General features: G+C 62.7%; 17 protein-coding genes and 1 pseudogene. 9 read left to right on the top strand and 9 right to left on the bottom strand.

The genetic code is table 11. From position 1 onward, the window contains the following. The first annotated feature begins 95 nt into the window (after positions 1 to 95). On the top strand, positions 96 to 1247 hold the full coding sequence (locus tag B9A19_RS17000; RefSeq protein WP_139798930.1) for a zinc ribbon domain-containing protein: 1152 nt from the start codon (positions 96 to 98) through the stop codon (positions 1245 to 1247). Positions 1248 to 1326: 79 nt separating this feature from the next. Continuing rightward, the gene (locus B9A19_RS16995; protein ID WP_139798929.1) at positions 1327 to 2031 is read left to right on the top strand and encodes a hypothetical protein; all 705 of its coding nucleotides are present in this window, start codon (positions 1327 to 1329) and stop codon (positions 2029 to 2031) included. 219 nt (positions 2032 to 2250) lie between these two features. Here the strand turns inward: B9A19_RS16995 and B9A19_RS16990 are convergent, their stop codons facing one another. Together B9A19_RS16990 and gloB are read right to left on the bottom strand one after the other, a co-directional pair. Continuing rightward, positions 2251 to 3840, bottom strand: coding sequence for a lytic transglycosylase (locus tag B9A19_RS16990; protein ID WP_084092357.1), 1590 nt, complete (start codon positions 3838 to 3840; stop codon positions 2251 to 2253). Positions 3841 to 3942: 102 nt separating this feature from the next. After that, positions 3943 to 4704 (bottom strand): hydroxyacylglutathione hydrolase, encoded by a 762-nt coding sequence (gene gloB, locus B9A19_RS16985; RefSeq protein ID WP_084092356.1) that lies wholly within the window; start codon positions 4702 to 4704, stop codon positions 3943 to 3945. A gap of 13 nt (positions 4705 to 4717) precedes the next feature. Between gloB and B9A19_RS16980 the strand changes: the two genes are divergently transcribed. Next, positions 4718 to 5458, top strand: a complete 741-nt coding sequence (locus B9A19_RS16980) for a class I SAM-dependent methyltransferase (protein WP_245804371.1) — start codon at positions 4718 to 4720, stop codon at positions 5456 to 5458. Between the two features lie 12 nt (positions 5459 to 5470). On the opposite strand, the gene B9A19_RS16975 is transcribed toward B9A19_RS16980, so the two are convergent. Then, positions 5471 to 5665, bottom strand: a complete 195-nt coding sequence (locus B9A19_RS16975) for a hypothetical protein (protein ID WP_084092355.1) — start codon at positions 5663 to 5665, stop codon at positions 5471 to 5473. Positions 5666 to 5768: 103 nt separating this feature from the next. Further along, on the bottom strand, positions 5769 to 6047 hold the full coding sequence (locus tag B9A19_RS16970; protein ID WP_084092354.1) for a hypothetical protein: 279 nt from the start codon (positions 6045 to 6047) through the stop codon (positions 5769 to 5771). A 26-nt stretch (positions 6048 to 6073) separates the two neighbouring features. Here B9A19_RS16970 and rnhA point away from each other — a divergent pair, with 26 nt between their 5' ends. The 4 genes from rnhA (at position 6074) to ispF (ending at position 8533) form a co-directional block, all read left to right on the top strand. Beyond that, a complete protein-coding gene (gene rnhA / locus B9A19_RS16965; RefSeq protein ID WP_217807103.1) occupies positions 6074 to 6520 on the top strand; it encodes a ribonuclease HI in 447 nt (148 codons plus the stop codon). 101 nt (positions 6521 to 6621) lie between these two features. Beyond that, entirely contained in the window at positions 6622 to 7356 is a 735-nt protein-coding gene (gene dnaQ, locus B9A19_RS16960; RefSeq protein WP_084092353.1) for a DNA polymerase III subunit epsilon, read from the top strand. Beyond that, on the top strand, positions 7353 to 8048 hold the full coding sequence (gene ispD / locus B9A19_RS16955; protein WP_084092352.1) for a 2-C-methyl-D-erythritol 4-phosphate cytidylyltransferase: 696 nt from the start codon (positions 7353 to 7355) through the stop codon (positions 8046 to 8048). Before dnaQ ends, ispD begins: the two co-directional genes overlap by 4 nt. Further along, positions 8045 to 8533: a 2-C-methyl-D-erythritol 2,4-cyclodiphosphate synthase gene (ispF, locus tag B9A19_RS16950; RefSeq protein WP_084092351.1), complete on the top strand. Its 489-nt coding sequence runs from the start codon at positions 8045 to 8047 to the stop codon at positions 8531 to 8533. The genes ispD and ispF overlap by 4 nt, the downstream gene beginning before the upstream one ends. Before the next feature lie 79 nt (positions 8534 to 8612). On the opposite strand, the gene B9A19_RS16945 is transcribed toward ispF, so the two are convergent. After that, on the bottom strand, positions 8613 to 9833 hold the full coding sequence (locus tag B9A19_RS16945) for a hypothetical protein (RefSeq protein ID WP_139798927.1): 1221 nt from the start codon (positions 9831 to 9833) through the stop codon (positions 8613 to 8615). Between the two features lie 105 nt (positions 9834 to 9938). Here B9A19_RS16945 and B9A19_RS16940 point away from each other — a divergent pair, with 105 nt between their 5' ends. Beyond that, entirely contained in the window at positions 9939 to 10712 is a 774-nt protein-coding gene (locus B9A19_RS16940; protein WP_139798926.1) for a hypothetical protein, read from the top strand. 9 nt (positions 10713 to 10721) lie between these two features. On the opposite strand, the gene B9A19_RS16935 is transcribed toward B9A19_RS16940, so the two are convergent. The 3 genes from B9A19_RS16935 to B9A19_RS16925 are packed head-to-tail and all read right to left on the bottom strand — an operon-like array spanning position 10722 to position 12599. Next, a complete protein-coding gene (locus B9A19_RS16935; RefSeq protein WP_084092348.1) occupies positions 10722 to 11474 on the bottom strand; it encodes a UDP-2,3-diacylglucosamine diphosphatase in 753 nt (250 codons plus the stop codon). A 58-nt stretch (positions 11475 to 11532) separates the two neighbouring features. Continuing rightward, on the bottom strand, positions 11533 to 12033 hold the full coding sequence (locus B9A19_RS16930) for a peptidylprolyl isomerase (protein WP_084092347.1): 501 nt from the start codon (positions 12031 to 12033) through the stop codon (positions 11533 to 11535). A gap of 44 nt (positions 12034 to 12077) precedes the next feature. Next, positions 12078 to 12599, bottom strand: a complete 522-nt coding sequence (locus tag B9A19_RS16925; protein WP_245804372.1) for a peptidylprolyl isomerase — start codon at positions 12597 to 12599, stop codon at positions 12078 to 12080. A gap of 198 nt (positions 12600 to 12797) precedes the next feature. Here B9A19_RS16925 and coq7 point away from each other — a divergent pair, with 198 nt between their 5' ends. Next, positions 12798 to 13433: a 2-polyprenyl-3-methyl-6-methoxy-1,4-benzoquinone monooxygenase gene (coq7, locus tag B9A19_RS16920; protein WP_084092345.1), complete on the top strand. Its 636-nt coding sequence runs from the start codon at positions 12798 to 12800 to the stop codon at positions 13431 to 13433. Positions 13434 to 13483: 50 nt separating this feature from the next. On the opposite strand, the pseudogene B9A19_RS16915 reads toward coq7, so the two are convergent. Next, positions 13484 to 13802, bottom strand: a pseudogene (locus B9A19_RS16915) (IS4 family transposase); the annotation flags it as partial.

Genomic DNA, 13802 nt, shown 5'->3' with positions numbered 1-13802 from the left:
CATGCAATTGTTCGGCAGTGGTGCGGGCCGGTGTTTTGCAAATCAACCGTCTGGGGGCGTGAGTGCCCCAAACGAAGACTGGGAATATAAAAACGATGAGTACGATTTCGCAACAAATCAGAACTGCTGTGCGTGTGTTTGACGCCGTATCGGCCGTACAGCGCTGGCAGGCAGGTGCGCTGGGGGCCGCGACAGCCGTGTCGGCCATGATCATCATTGCGCTGGGTGGATATCTGGCCGCGGCGCTAGGCGGCGGCTTCGGCGGTTTGCTGGCCATGCTGTTCACGCTGACGGGGGCGCTGGTGTTTTTCTACGGTGTGTTTGCCGTGGGCATTTATCTGATGCGTGAAGTGCAAACCGGTGCCGTGCCAACCGTGCGCGAGGCCGTACTGGCAGCCCTGGCTACCGGGCATCGCCAGATTCTGTTCTTTCTGCTGATCTTTGTCGGCATACTGGCCCTGGTGCTGGTATTGGCCTTGTTGTTGTTCATCTGCAAGATTCCGGTGCTGGGACCGGTGCTGTTCCTGATCGTGCATCCTGTGGCTACGCTGATTTTTGGTGTGGTGTTCTTTGCGCTGACCTTTGTCGTCTACCCGCTGACTGCCCCGGCATTCTGGGCCGGCAATACCATTGCGCAGGCCGTGGCCAAGCTGTGGGCGATTGCGCGCCAGAACCTGCTGCAGGTGATGATTTATGAGCTGGTGCTCTATTTCGTGCTCGGCATCGTGGTGTTCTGCTCGTTCATGATTTTCTTCTCAGGGTTTGGATTGACCACCGGCATGGCAGCGTCGATCCTGCGCCAGGCCGCTGAAACCGGCGCTGATTACAACAGCGCCGCTGGCTTTGGCTCTGCACCGGGCGGCCCGGGCATGCTCGGCATGCTGCTGGCGGGGGCAAGTGGCCTCAAGCCGGCTTACTCCGGCGTGATGGGCTTTACCGGAGGCCTGCTTGGCGCGCTGGCGCTAGTGCTGCCAACGCTGGTCGCGATCAAGGGGATTGCCATCACCTATTTCGACGCAGCGGCTGACGTGGATGCCAGCGAGATCGAGGCCCGGCTGAACAAGGCTGGCGGCGAAATGAAGCAAAAGCTGGATGCGGCCGCCTCTCACCCTCAGGCTCCGGTTGCGCAGGCCGAGCAGGTTGCCGCCGATCCTGTGGCGACGTCAGCAGCAAGCTGCCCGTCCTGCCATGCGCCGGTTGGTGCGGCAGACGGCTTCTGCGGCGAATGCGGCCACAAGCTGCGTTGATCCCGTGAGCATGACCTGCCCGCGCTGTAAAGCCGCAGTGGATGACAAGGCGCGTTTCTGCGGCGCGTGTGGTGCAGCCATGCCGCAGCCCCCCGTTTCCATCCCTAATGCGGTATCTGCCCGGATCGGGCCGCCGGATGACGAAGACGAGCCGCCGCCCAGACGCTGGGTCGTGCCAGCCTGGCTGCGTAGCCCCGCGGTGCTGGCCGGCTTCGGCGGTGGAACTGTGCTGCTGATTGCACTGGTGTTGCTGGCGCGCTGGCTGCTGCCGGATTCTGCCTCGGTTGCACGCTTTCAACCGCTGCTGGCCGATGCGATCCGCCAGCAGCCCGCTGCCTTTGCCGAGGCCACGCTGTGTGACCGCAGTGTGGATTATCAGCCCCGCTTGGAGCTGGATGCCTACGACACACGCCGGCGCGCGCTGGAGCAGCTGGTGCTGTTCGGGGCCTACGAGAAACCGCAGCTCAAGACGGTGGGGGACGGTTGGAATACGCGTACCCACCTGATTTTCGTCGCGACGCCTGATGGTGAGGCTGCGTTGCGTCATGGCGCGATTTGCGCGGCAGAGGGCTATGTGGTGCGGGATGTGCTGCTGACCGGCCCACGGCAGAAATCCGGTAAGCTGACCTTGATGCAGGTGCAGGCCGTGCTGGAGTGGCAATCCCCCAAACCGTGGGCGCGTGATCCGGGTATGAGCAAGGCATTCCCGAATATCCAGCCCAGCCGCAGCGTGCTATTTACCATGGTACGAGAACACGGGCACTGGCGCGTAGCGAGTGATTGAGCGCGGCTAACAAAACCGGGCTGTCTGCGCTACGCGCCGTATGGTCGAGTTCTGTCTGTGTTTCGCGTGCCGTGTCAGCACCGCTTCACCAGGGGGCCAAATACCCCCTAGCCTGTCGCGCATGACATCGCGCCGTTGGCCGGGATGTAGCGTCGGCAGCGCTGCCACTACAAAAAAAGCCCATCACGCGATGGGCTTTTTTTTGTGAGCCTGAACTACTCAGTTCAACGCCAGCTTTACACCCGGTGCCACCGCTGCCTTGTTGCCCAGCTTGTTGATGCGCTTGAGGTCGGCCACGGTCAGCTTGTAGCGCTTGGCAATGGAAGCCAGCGTGTCGCCGCGCTTGACCACCACGAAGTCGTGCTCGGCCTTGGCCTGGGCCGCTGCTGCAGCCTTGCCGCGCGGTGCTTCCACGGCGGCCACCTTCAACACTTGCCCGGCATGGATGGCATTGCCACGCAGGCCGTTGGCCTCGCGCAGTGTGGCCACGCTCACACCGTAGCGCTTGGCGATGTTGAAGACGGTGTCGCCCTTGGCCACCTGATGTTCGCGGGCGCGATTGACGGCGCGCGGTGCATCCTGCGCACCGGTATCCAGCGGGTCGGCCTGCTTGTTGGCAGCCAGTGCCACCAGCGTCTGCCGCTCGGACAGATCAAGCCCGGCCACCATGGGCACCAGGATGGTCTGGCCGCGCGCACTGCGCTCGCGCTGGGCAATGTCGTTGATGTCTCTGAGCTCGACGGCCGAAATGCCGAAGGTGCTGGCCATCTTGTCGAACGATTCGCCCGGCTTGGTCACATAGGGTTGCCAGTTCAGCAGCGGTTTGTCGAACACGGCCAGATTACGCTGGAAGGTGTCGACCTTGTCGGCCGGCAGCACCAGCTTGCGCTCGTCCTTGTAGGCGATCACCGGGCGGATGAAGCCCGGGTTGAGGCGCAGCAGCTCATCCACCGGGATTTCGGCCAGCTCGGCGGCAACCTTCACGTCCATGTGGCGGCCGGTCTGGATGGTGGCGAAATAGGGGCTGTTGGGCAGGCTGGACAGCTGGATGCCATAAGCTTGCGGGTTGGCGATGATGTTGCGCACTGCCAGGAGCTTGGGCACGTAGTTGCGTGTTTCATCCGGCATGCGCAGGTTGGCGAAATCAATCGGCAGGCCGGCAGCCTGATTCTTGTTCACCGCACGTGCCACGGCGTTCTCGCCCCAGTTGTAGCTGGCCAGTGCCAGTTGCCAGTCGTTGAACATGCCGTTCAGCGTGGTCAGGTAGTCCAGCGCTGCATCGGTGGCGGCAACCACGTCGCGGCGGCCGTCATACCACCAGGTACGCTCCAGCCCGTAACGCTTGCCGGTGTCGGGGATGAATTGCCACATGCCGGCCGCTCGCGCTGGTGATTCGGCCTTGGGGTTGTAGGCCGATTCGATCATCGGCAGCAGCGCCAGCTCCATCGGCAGGCCACGGCGTTCGACTTCGTTGGCCACGAAGTACAGATAGCGGCTGCCGCGCGCAATGATGCGGTTCAGGTATTCCGGCCGTGCTGCGTAATAGTTTTCCCATTTCTCGGTCAGCGCATTGTCCACGTCCGGAATGGTGAAGCCCGCGCGCACGCGCGACCACAGGTCGGTATACGCGGGTACTTGATTGATTTCACCGAACAGGGCGTTGATGGTGCCGTCCGCATCGCCACGGTTGGCAGGGTCGGTCAGCTGGAAGTCGAGGCGGGAAATTGCAGGGGTATCGGCAAGGGCGCTGGTGGCATAAAAACTGGCCAGCAAACCGGCAATCAGGCCGGCGATCAGGGAGCGCTGCATGGGCCGCGTGCCTTCATGATTTTCTAATTCATTGATGGTGCCCGCCGATATGGGGATGTGTCAACCAAAACAGGCGCTTACGGCAAGGTCGTGCCAGCTTTTTCAGGTTTGGCGAAAGTGATTTTTCCAGTTGCGCAAGGCGGCAAAAACCACCTCGGGCGCATCGCTTGTCGCACCTTGTTTACGCGCGCTCGCAATCAGTGCCGGCTCGCTGCAGCGCAGATAGGGATTGGTGGCTTTTTCGAGCGCAATGGTCGAGGGCAGGGTGGGGCGATTGGCGGCCCGTTTGGCCGTTTCGGTAGCGATGCGCGCGGTCAGTGCCGCATTGGCCGGGTCGGCCGCCTGGGCAAAGGCCAGGTTGGCCAGCGTGTATTCGTGCGTGCAGCACACCAGCGTGTCGTCCGGCAGTGCGGCCAGCCGCAGCAGCGAAGCATGCATCTGCGCCGGCGTGCCCTCGAACAGACGACCGCAGCCGCCGGCAAACAGGGTATCGCCGCACAGCAGCAACCCGGCGCCGTAATAGCTCAGGTGGTCGAGCGTATGGCCGGGGGTGGCCAGCACGTCGAACGCGTGGCCCAGTACCGGGGCCGTTGCGCCGTCATCCAGCGGATGCGTGATGTTGGTGAGCCCGCGCGGGCCATAAACCGGTAGGTTGGGCCACGCACTGCGCAGGGCCGGCAGGCCATCCACATGATCGTGATGATGATGAGTGATCAGCACGGCGGCCAGGGTGAACCCTTGCGCCTGCAGCCAGTCCATCAACGGAGCAGCATCGCCCGGATCGACCGCGACGACCTGGCGGCGGTGTTCGATAATCCAGATATAATTGTCTTCGAATATCGGCAGGGGAATGACGTTGAACATGGCATTGCCTGAAATGATGGGATCGCCCTTCGACCATTTTGCCGCTTGGCTGGCCACGCCGCTAGGCCGCTATGTGCTGACCGAGGAAAGCGCCTGGTTTGACCGCACCGTGGTCGATATTTTCGGCTACAAGGCGGCCCAGCTCGAATTGCCGCAGATCGATGCGCTGCGCAGCAACCGCATGCCCTGGCGCAGCACGCTGGGCCTCAGTCAGGGCTGCAGCTTGCGCTGCGACCCGGGCGCCTTGCCGGTGGCCGAACAATCGCTCGATTTGTTGGTGCTGCCGCATGTACTCGATTTCTGCCTTGATCCGCATGCCGTGCTGCGCGAGGCCGAGCGGGTGCTGGCACCGCAGGGGCGCCTGGTGGTAACCGGCTTCAATCCGTGGAGTCTGTGGGGGATGCGCAAGCTCAAGCGCCGCGACGAAATGCCATGGCAGGGCCAGTTCGTGGCACTGCCGCGCCTGAAGGACTGGCTGTCGTTGCTGGGGCTGGAGGCCGTACGGGGCGATTACCTGTGCTACCGCCCGCCTGTGCAGCGTGAGGGCGTACTGGCCCGTAGCGGCTTTCTGGAGAGTGCTGGCGATCGCTGGTGGCCGGCAGCCGGCGGCGTCTATTGCCTGGACGTGATCAAGCGCGTGCGCGGCATGAACGTGATCGAGCCGCAGTGGAAGCGCGTCAAGGTACCTGCCGGCAGCCCCGCAGCGGCGCTGGACCGGTTCAAGGTGCAGGCCGGCAAGGACAAGTGCAAATAAGGTGCGGTTGGGCTACATGTGGAAGTGGCGCTGCCGCGCCGCATGCTTGTGCCGGTTGCGTCGTCGCTGGTATAGCACCACGATGCCGGCTGCCAGCAGCGACAGAGCCGACAGATAGCGCGCCGATGACTCCATGGTCAGCAGGACCAGTACGGCCAAGGCGAAATAAACGAATGGCAGGACTTCGTAGACCGGTTTCGGCAGCATGACGGGTACCTCCCCACGCATGCTTGTACGCTAGGTGGCTGCGGGCCGTCCGGCAAATCGGCTGGACATGTGGTAAGTTGCCGCCGCGATGGCGCTTGCAGCGTCAGGGGGCTTGATCGCAGCGGCGCGCGGTATCGCGCATCTCCTGCAGCAGCTTCTGACCCTCTTCGCGGTTTTTGAGCGGGATGCGCACATCATGGCCGCTGCCCAGATTGCCGCCGCCATAGGCGATGTGCAGCTCGTTGTCGGCCAGCTCGACATACTGCACCACAGTCAGATTGATATGGCGTTCCGGCTTGGCATCACCCGGCACCTTCCACAGGCAGAATGGCGCGGCAACGGCCGGGCCGGCACAACACAGCAGTAACAGCAGCAGGCGCATGGCGTCTCCGGGCTGATGGGATAACGATGACGACAGTCGAGATTTACACCGATGGCGCCTGCAAAGGCAACCCCGGCCCCGGCGGCTGGGGCGCACTGTTGCGCTACGGCACGCAGGAGAAAGAGCTGTGTGGCGGCGAGCCGGACACCACCAACAACCGCATGGAACTGATGGCGGTGATTGCAGGCCTGGAAGTGCTCAAGCGCCCGTGTTCGGTGCGGGTCTACCTCGACTCGCAATACGTGAAGAACGGCATCCAGACCTGGATACACGGCTGGAAGCGCAACGGCTGGAAAACGGCCGACAAGAAACCGGTGAAGAATGCCGATCTGTGGCAACGGCTGGACGCCGCCACCCAGCAACACCAGATCGAATGGCAGTGGGTAAAAGGCCACGCCGGCCACGAGGGTAACGAGCGTGCCGATGCGCTGGCCAATCAGGGGGTCGAGGTGGGGCTGCGCGGCGCTCGCTGAGAGGCTGGCTGCGTTCAACGTTGTGACCGGCAACGGCATGGCGTGACGGTGGTGTTAAAATCTGCCGCTTGCATAAACGCGTTACAGCAGGACACCAAGCCATGGCTACCCGGCAAATCATCCTCGATACCGAAACCACCGGCCTGCGCCACGAGGACGGCAACCGCATTCTGGAAATTGCCGCCGTCGAAATGATAGACCGCAAGCTGTCGGCGCCCGATCGCCACCTGCATTGCTATATCAACCCGGAGCGTGATTCGGAAGAGGGCGCGCTCAATGTGCACGGCCTGACCACCGAGTTTCTGGCCGACAAACCCAAGTTTGCCGACATCGTCGATGGCTTTCTGAATTTCGTGCGCGGCAGCGAGCTGATCATCCACAACGCCCCGTTTGACGTCGGCTTCCTGAATATGGAGCTGGAGCGGCTGGGGCGCGGCAAGATCACCGATTACGTCAGCAGCATCATCGACACGCTGCGCGATGCCAAGGACATGTTCCCCGGCAAGCGCAACAGCCTGGATGCGCTGTGCGACCGCTTTGAAATCGACCGCAGCGGCCGTACGCTGCACGGCGCGCTGATCGACTGCGAACTGCTGGCCGAAGTCTATCTGGCCATGACGCGCGGGCAGGACAGCTTGCTGATCGACTTTGCCGGTGGCGAGCAGACCAGCGGCGCTGATGGCGCACCGCGCCGCCAGCGCAAGCCGCTGATTGTTGCCGCGTTGAGTGACGCCGAGCAGAGCGAGCACGAGGCGTATCTGGACGGGCTGGACAAGGCGGTGAAGGGGCAATGCCTGTGGCGCGCGATCAACGCGCCAGCCGGCGAAGCTGCATGAGCGCGATTGCCCTGCTGCCGGCCGCCGGCAGCGGCAGCCGCATGGGCGGCGCCCTGCCCAAGCAATACCTTGATCTGCTCGGCAAACCGCTGATCTGGCACACTTTGCACGCCTTGCATGCCGTACCCGAGCTGGCACGCATCGTGGTGGTGCTGTCGCCCGACGATGGCTGGTGGGACGGCTACGACTGGCAGTCGTTCGCGCGCCTGACCGTCTTGCGCTGTGGTGGCGACAGCCGCGCGGCGTCGGTGCTGGGCGGGCTGCAGGCGCTGGCGATGTCCGAGCCGGGCAACAGCTGGGTGCTGGTGCACGATGCGGCGCGTCCCTGTGTGGATCCGGCGCTGGTCAGCGGCATGATCGCGCAACTGGCCGAGCATCCGGTGGGCGGCATCCTTGCCGTGCCGGTGGCGGATACGCTCAAGCTGGCCGATGCCGCACGCCACATCGATCACACCCACCCGCGTGATCAGCTCTGGCAGGCACAGACCCCGCAAATGTTCCGCCTGGCCGATCTGGCCGGCGCCCTCGAAGCCGGCATGGGCCCGGACATCACCGATGAGGCCAGCGCGCTGGAAAAGCTGGGCCAGTCGCCGGCACTGGTGATGGGCAGCCCGTGGAATCTGAAAGTCACTTACCCGCAGGATCTGCAGCTGGCGGCATTGATCCTGCAAGCAAGGAATACAACAGCATGAGTCTGCCGTTTCGCATTGGTCAGGGCTGGGATGTGCATCGTCTGGTCGAGGGGCGCAAGCTCATTCTCGGCGGCGTCGAGATTCCGTTCGACAAGGGGCTGCTGGGCCACTCGGATGCCGATGCGCTGCTGCACGCCATTACCGATGCCGTGCTCGGCGCGGCTGGCCTCGGTGATATCGGCCGGCACTTTCCCGATACCGCAGTCGAATTCAGGGGTGCCGACAGCCGCGTGCTGCTGCGCGAGGCCGTGGCACGCGTGCGCGCCACTGGCTGGCAGGTGGGCAATGTCGATGCCAGCATTTTGATCCAGCAACCCAAGATGGCGCCGCATATTCCGGCCATGGTGGCCAATATCGCTGCCGATCTGGGGGTCGAGCCGGCGGCGGTCAACGTCAAGGCCAAGACCTATGAAAAACTGGGTGCGGTAGGCCAAGGTGAATCGGCCGAGGCACAGGCCGTGTGTTTGTTGTTGCCGCTGAGCTGAGACAGCGTCATTCCAGAAACAAGCCCCCGGCATGCCCGGGGGCTTGTTTTTGCTCCCTTTGGGTGAGGGAGAACAGCCCTCAGAACCACGCGCCGAAGTTGAGCTGGAACGACGGTTTGAGGTTTTCACCGGTCAGCATGCTGACGCCAATGCGATAGTCGGTTTCCTTGGCGTGTGCCGGGCGGCGCGTACCCCAGGTAACGCCGAGTTCATCCTGGTGGTTGCTGAACAGCTTGGTGCCGGTGAAGTAGGTGTCGATGATGTAGACCTCCAGCGTCTTGTCATCGCCGCTCATGCGCCGTGCGTACAGCAGGCCGTTCTTGAATACGGTGTTCTGCAGGTCCGGATTGTACGAAGTGCCGTTGATGCGGCCGGACAGCGAGCGAAACAGCGTGACCATATTGCCCATGGTCAGTGTCCAGTCCCCGTCCGGGTCGCCGAACATATAGCTGCTCATGATCGAACCGGATGCAAGCGCCGCGCCCGACAGCAGGTCTACCGAGCCGACCGCGCGCACATTGCCGCCCACGGTCAGCACCCAGCGTTCCTGCACCGGAAAGCGGTAAATCACCCCCAGGCCCGCATCGTAGCTCTTGGCATCGTTGGCCTTGCTATAGGCCAGCGGAATGTTGATGATGATCTCGTGGTTGGGTTGCTCGAACTTGTGCGCATAGCTCAAGGGCAGGCTGATGGTGTCGGTGTCTTGCGAGTCGAGCCCGTTGGCCGCTTCTGCCACCATGTGGCTGTAACTCACGCCGATGCCGAACTTGTTGCTGGCATCGCCGCCCGTGGCTGTGGGCGAGTTCAGCGCAAAGCCTTGGGCAAAGTCCATGCTGGCGGTACGGGACATCAGGCTGTTGGGGTTGCCGGCCACCGGGTCTACCGGCGACACGCGCACCAGTTCTTTCTGCATGCGCGCCAGCAAGTCCGGGTTTTTCTTCAGATAATCCTTGAATAGCGCCTGGCTTTCATCGCGTGTGGCACCCTGGAAGGACTGTGTGATATTCAGGCTGGGGATGGCAAACACCAGCTGGGTATTGTTGGCGGTCGGATAAGCCAGATTGACCGGCAGGCCGCGAAAATTGAGGGTGGACGTGACGGCCTGGGTGCCGTTGTAGCCGGACAGGAACTGGCTGAGCTGGCCGCTGGTGTAAAGGTCGGCGGCTTCTTCGGCAGTATTGAAGCCGGTCTTGCTGTTTTGACCGTTCATGTTTGCGTCGATCAGGAACAGGTCACCGGCCATCGCCGCACTACTCAATAGCGCACAGCCGGTTGCGAAAATGGAGAGCAGGCGGGGCATGGTGGACTCCTGTGCAGAGACTCGTCATTCGGGGTGGGTGGTGTACTACGGGAATAGATGTTGCGGGGCAGCAAGTCAAACCCCGGCCGTCAGGAGATGGACAAAATGCCGACAATAGTAAGATGCTTGTGCGCGCTTGCCTTGCTGGCGTGTGCGGCGGGCAGCCAGGCCGATGTGGTCGACGTAGTGCCCCTGCATCACAAGCTGGCAGGAGAACTGGCGCCGACGTTGCAGCAGGCGTTTCCGGATGCCTCCATCCAGGCGTTCAACGGGCAGCTGGTGGTGCGCGCGGTCGATGCGGTGCAGTTTGGCCGCATTGCGAGGCTGGCCAGCCAGCTTGATACCCCCAATCACCAGCTGACGGTGACCGTCGAGCAGCGCAGCAACGATGCCGTGCAGCGCAATCATGTCGATGTGGGCGGGCGGGTGATCGTGTCGCCGCGTCATGTGGGTGGCAGCGTGGAGATCGAGGGACGCACGGACGAGCACGATGAAGACAGCGCCAGCATCCAGTCAGTCAGCACCATGGATGGGGGGCGGGCCATGATCGCGCTGGGGCAGACGCGCTTCTATCCGGCGCTCGACTTCATCTACCGGCCCGGCTATGTCATCGCCACGCACGGCGGCGCATGGCAACAGGCTGAAACCGGCTTCTGGGTGGAGCCGCATGTGCTGGATGATCGCGTCCAGCTCCGGCTTTACCCGCGCAGCAACCGGCTCAATGCCGACGGCTCGGTCAGTGTGCGCGGCGTGGTCAGCGAGGTGAGCGGCCGGCTGGGCGAGTGGTTGCCGGTGGGTACCAGCGATCAGCACTGGGATGGCAGCAGCGGCCAGCGCCAGGGGCGTTATACGGTGTGGGTACGGGTGGAGTTGCGCTGAGGATTCGGTTCAAGCCGGCAGCACAAACGGACTGCCGTCCAGCTGGTGCATGCTGATGCCATCGGCATCCAGCTGCAGATAACCGCCCTGGCCGGCGTGCCAGTCCGGCAGCACCCAGCGTGTGCCGGTGGCGTGTGCGTGCTGGGCCGGGCGGTGCGTGTGGCCGTGGATCAGGGTCTGGCTGGCGGCTGTGCGCATGGCGTGCTCCACCGCTGCAGCGTTCACATCCATGATGTAGGCTGCTTTCTGCCGATTGTGCGCCTGCGATTGGCGGCGCAGCTTGGCGGCTTCGCGGTTGCGCAGCGCAAACGGCAGCCTGCGCCACAGCCATTGCGTGAGCGGGTTGCGCACGATGCGGCGAAAACGCTGATAGGCCGCATCGTCGGTGCAGTAGGCATCGCCATGGGCCAGCAACAGCGGCAGGCCAAACGGCGTGATGACCGTGGGATCGGGCAGCAGCGTCAGCCCGGCTGCGCGTGCCAAGCGCTTGCCGACCAGAAAATCGCGGTTGCCCGGCATCAAATAAACCGGCACGCCGCTGTCTGCCAGCCCACGCAGGCTGGCGGCGATGTCGGCATAAGCCGGCTCGGCCAGCTGATCGTCACCGATCCATACCTCGAACAAATCACCCAGGATGTACAGCACTGCGGCTGCGCGCGCCGTGCCGGCCAGAAAGGCATGCAGGGCCGCCAGCGTGGCCGGGTCGGCCGGCGACAGATGCAGGTCGGCAATGAAGAGGATGGGGCGCGGGGTGGTCGTCATGATCTCGGGCGTAAAAAAGCGCGGCCGTGCAAGGCCGCGCTGCAGGAGCGTGCTGCGATCAGGCCAGGACTTCGGCCTTGACGATCAGCACGTCTTCCTTCGGCACATCCTGGTGGAAGCCGCTGCTGCCGGTGCGCACACCCTTGATGGCATCAACCACTTCCTTGCCTTCGACGACCTTGCCAAACACGGCATAGCCAAAGCCCTGTGGCGTCGGGGTCTGGAAGTTCAGGAAGTCGTTATTGGCCACGTTGATGAAGAACTGTGCCGACGCCGAGTGCGGATCAGGCGTACGTGCCATGGCGACGGTGTACGCTTCGTTCTTCAGGCCATTGGTGGCTTCGTTCTTGATCGTGTCACGGGTGTCCTTCTGCTTCAGGCCGGGGGCAAAGCCGCCGCCCTGGATCATGAAGCCGTCGATCACGCGGTGGAAGACGGTGCCGTCATAGTGGCCGTCCTGCACGTACTGCACGAAGTTGGCTACGGTCAGCGGTGCCTTGTCGGCATCGAGTTCCAGCACGATATCGCCGTGATTGGTGGTGAGTTTCACTTGAGTCATGTCTTTATCCTTGTTGCATGCTGGCGGCGCGGCCGCCGGGCTGATTATTTGCTGTTCTTGCCGGTTTTCTTGTCGGCATCCTTGGCGGCCGGCAGTTCGCGCACACTGGTGATCACGATGGGCTCGACCGGCACATCGCCGGGCTGGGTTGCTACCTTGGCCATTTCATCCACCACGTCCATGCCGGCAACGACCTTGCCGAAAGTGGTGTAGCCAAAACCGTCACGGCTCGGCCAGTTCAGGAAATCATTGTCCTTCAGGTTGATATAGAACTGGCTGGTGGCCGAGTTCGGATCATTGGTGCGGGCCATGGCCAGCGTGCCGCGATCATTCTTGAAGCCGGCCTTGAACGACTTTTCGGCTTCGATCTTGATCGGCGGACGGGTGTCCTTCTGCTTCATCTTGACGTCGAAGCCGCCACCTTGTGCAACAAAACCGGCAATTACCCGATGAAAGATGGTGCCATCGTAAAACTTGTCCTTTACATACTGCTGGAAGTTGGCGACCGATTCCGGTGCGGCTTCCGGGAACAGTTCGATCACGATCTTGCCCTTGCTGGTGACCATTTCGACTTGCGGATGCACCGGTTTGGCATCGGCAGCCTTGGGTTCGCTGGCCTTGGCGGCAAAGCCGAGGGTGCTGGCACAGAGCAGGGTGGTGGCAAGAATCCAGTGTTTCATGTGACAAATTCCAGACAGGGTGAAATGGGCCGAATAATAGCACGTGGCGAATGATAAAATCGGCAATGGAAAGGAGTGTTGCCCATGCTGAAACTGCCCACACTAGATCAATTGATCGGCGAGTTCGATCTTGCCTTGCGTACGCTGTCCGCTACTGCGTCCAGCGTGCGGCCGCACCCCGATGCACATATCGAGGAATCCGGGCTTTCTGCCGCTGAGCAGCAGCACGCCGCCGGGCTGATGCGGGTGAATCACAGTGGCGAGGTCTGCGCGCAGGCGCTTTATCAAGGACAGGCGCTGACCGCACGCGACCCGGCCACGCGCGACGCGCTGCGCGAAGCCGCGCATGAGGAAGTCGAGCATCTGGCGTGGACCGAACAGCGCCTGCACGAGCTGGGCAGCCACAAGAGCGTATTCAATCCGCTGCTGTACGCGGGCAGCCTGGCCATAGGTGTGACGGCCGGTCTGGTCGGGGATCGCTGGAATCTGGGCTTTCTGGCCGAAACCGAGCGCCAGGTCGGCGCGCATCTGGCCAGCCACTTGCGTACCTTGCCAATACAGGACAGCAAGAGCCGCGCCATTGTCGAGCAAATGCACCGCGATGAACTGGGACACGCTGATCTGGCCGTCGAGCTGGGGGCTGCCGAGCTGCCGGCGCCGATCAAGGCAACGATGACCGCATCGTCCAAAGTCATGACCACACTGGCATACCGCCTTTGAGCCAGGGCCTCACGAATGAAAAAACCCGGCCATGGCCTAATGCCAGTCAGTTAAGCCTGACTGGCATTTTTGTTTGGGTATTTCGCCGAACGCCGTTTGACCACTCGAGGATAAGTCCGCCCCTCGCGCCGAGGCGGCAGCACGAATAACCGTGCCTGTTCAAAGAGCAATGCCAGTCGTTTAGGCAGGTTTCCAGCAGACTCCAAGGGCGCAAAGCGCAGTAGATCGATGATCGCCATCGCTGCAACATGAAAGCCGATTCGCTGCGGGGCCACCTGCAGCTGCTCCGCCATCAGACGCATCAGCCGTCGCAACAAGGTGTAGGCAATCAACACGCCCCACAACTCCTGACGCACCAAGGCCGGTTGC

Origin of the sequence: Andreprevotia lacus DSM 23236 (assembly GCF_900176275.1) — a bacterium.
GTDB lineage: Bacteria > Pseudomonadota > Gammaproteobacteria > Burkholderiales > Chitinibacteraceae > Andreprevotia > Andreprevotia lacus.
The sequence above is the reverse complement of the archived record's forward strand: the minus strand, read 5'-3'. Positions and strand labels throughout refer to the sequence as shown.

Coding starts and splice junctions, on each gene's coding strand:
- B9A19_RS17000 (WP_139798930.1), top strand. CDS start 96: ATGAGTACGATTTCGCAACAAATCAGAACTGCTGTGCGTGTGTTTGAC.
- B9A19_RS16995 (WP_139798929.1), top strand. CDS start 1,327: ATGCCGCAGCCCCCCGTTTCCATCCCTAATGCGGTATCTGCCCGGATC.
- B9A19_RS16990 (WP_084092357.1), bottom strand. CDS start 3,840: ATGCAGCGCTCCCTGATCGCCGGCCTGATTGCCGGTTTGCTGGCCAGT.
- gloB (WP_084092356.1), bottom strand. CDS start 4,704: ATGTTCAACGTCATTCCCCTGCCGATATTCGAAGACAATTATATCTGG.
- B9A19_RS16980 (WP_245804371.1), top strand. CDS start 4,718: ATGATGGGATCGCCCTTCGACCATTTTGCCGCTTGGCTGGCCACGCCG.
- B9A19_RS16975 (WP_084092355.1), bottom strand. CDS start 5,665: ATGCTGCCGAAACCGGTCTACGAAGTCCTGCCATTCGTTTATTTCGCC.
- B9A19_RS16970 (WP_084092354.1), bottom strand. CDS start 6,047: ATGCGCCTGCTGCTGTTACTGCTGTGTTGTGCCGGCCCGGCCGTTGCC.
- rnhA (WP_217807103.1), top strand. CDS start 6,074: ATGACGACAGTCGAGATTTACACCGATGGCGCCTGCAAAGGCAACCCC.
- dnaQ (WP_084092353.1), top strand. CDS start 6,622: ATGGCTACCCGGCAAATCATCCTCGATACCGAAACCACCGGCCTGCGC.
- ispD (WP_084092352.1), top strand. CDS start 7,353: ATGAGCGCGATTGCCCTGCTGCCGGCCGCCGGCAGCGGCAGCCGCATG.
- ispF (WP_084092351.1), top strand. CDS start 8,045: ATGAGTCTGCCGTTTCGCATTGGTCAGGGCTGGGATGTGCATCGTCTG.
- B9A19_RS16945 (WP_139798927.1), bottom strand. CDS start 9,833: ATGCCCCGCCTGCTCTCCATTTTCGCAACCGGCTGTGCGCTATTGAGT.
- B9A19_RS16940 (WP_139798926.1), top strand. CDS start 9,939: ATGCCGACAATAGTAAGATGCTTGTGCGCGCTTGCCTTGCTGGCGTGT.
- B9A19_RS16935 (WP_084092348.1), bottom strand. CDS start 11,474: ATGACGACCACCCCGCGCCCCATCCTCTTCATTGCCGACCTGCATCTG.
- B9A19_RS16930 (WP_084092347.1), bottom strand. CDS start 12,033: ATGACTCAAGTGAAACTCACCACCAATCACGGCGATATCGTGCTGGAA.
- B9A19_RS16925 (WP_245804372.1), bottom strand. CDS start 12,599: ATGGTCACCAGCAAGGGCAAGATCGTGATCGAACTGTTCCCGGAAGCC.
- coq7 (WP_084092345.1), top strand. CDS start 12,798: ATGCTGAAACTGCCCACACTAGATCAATTGATCGGCGAGTTCGATCTT.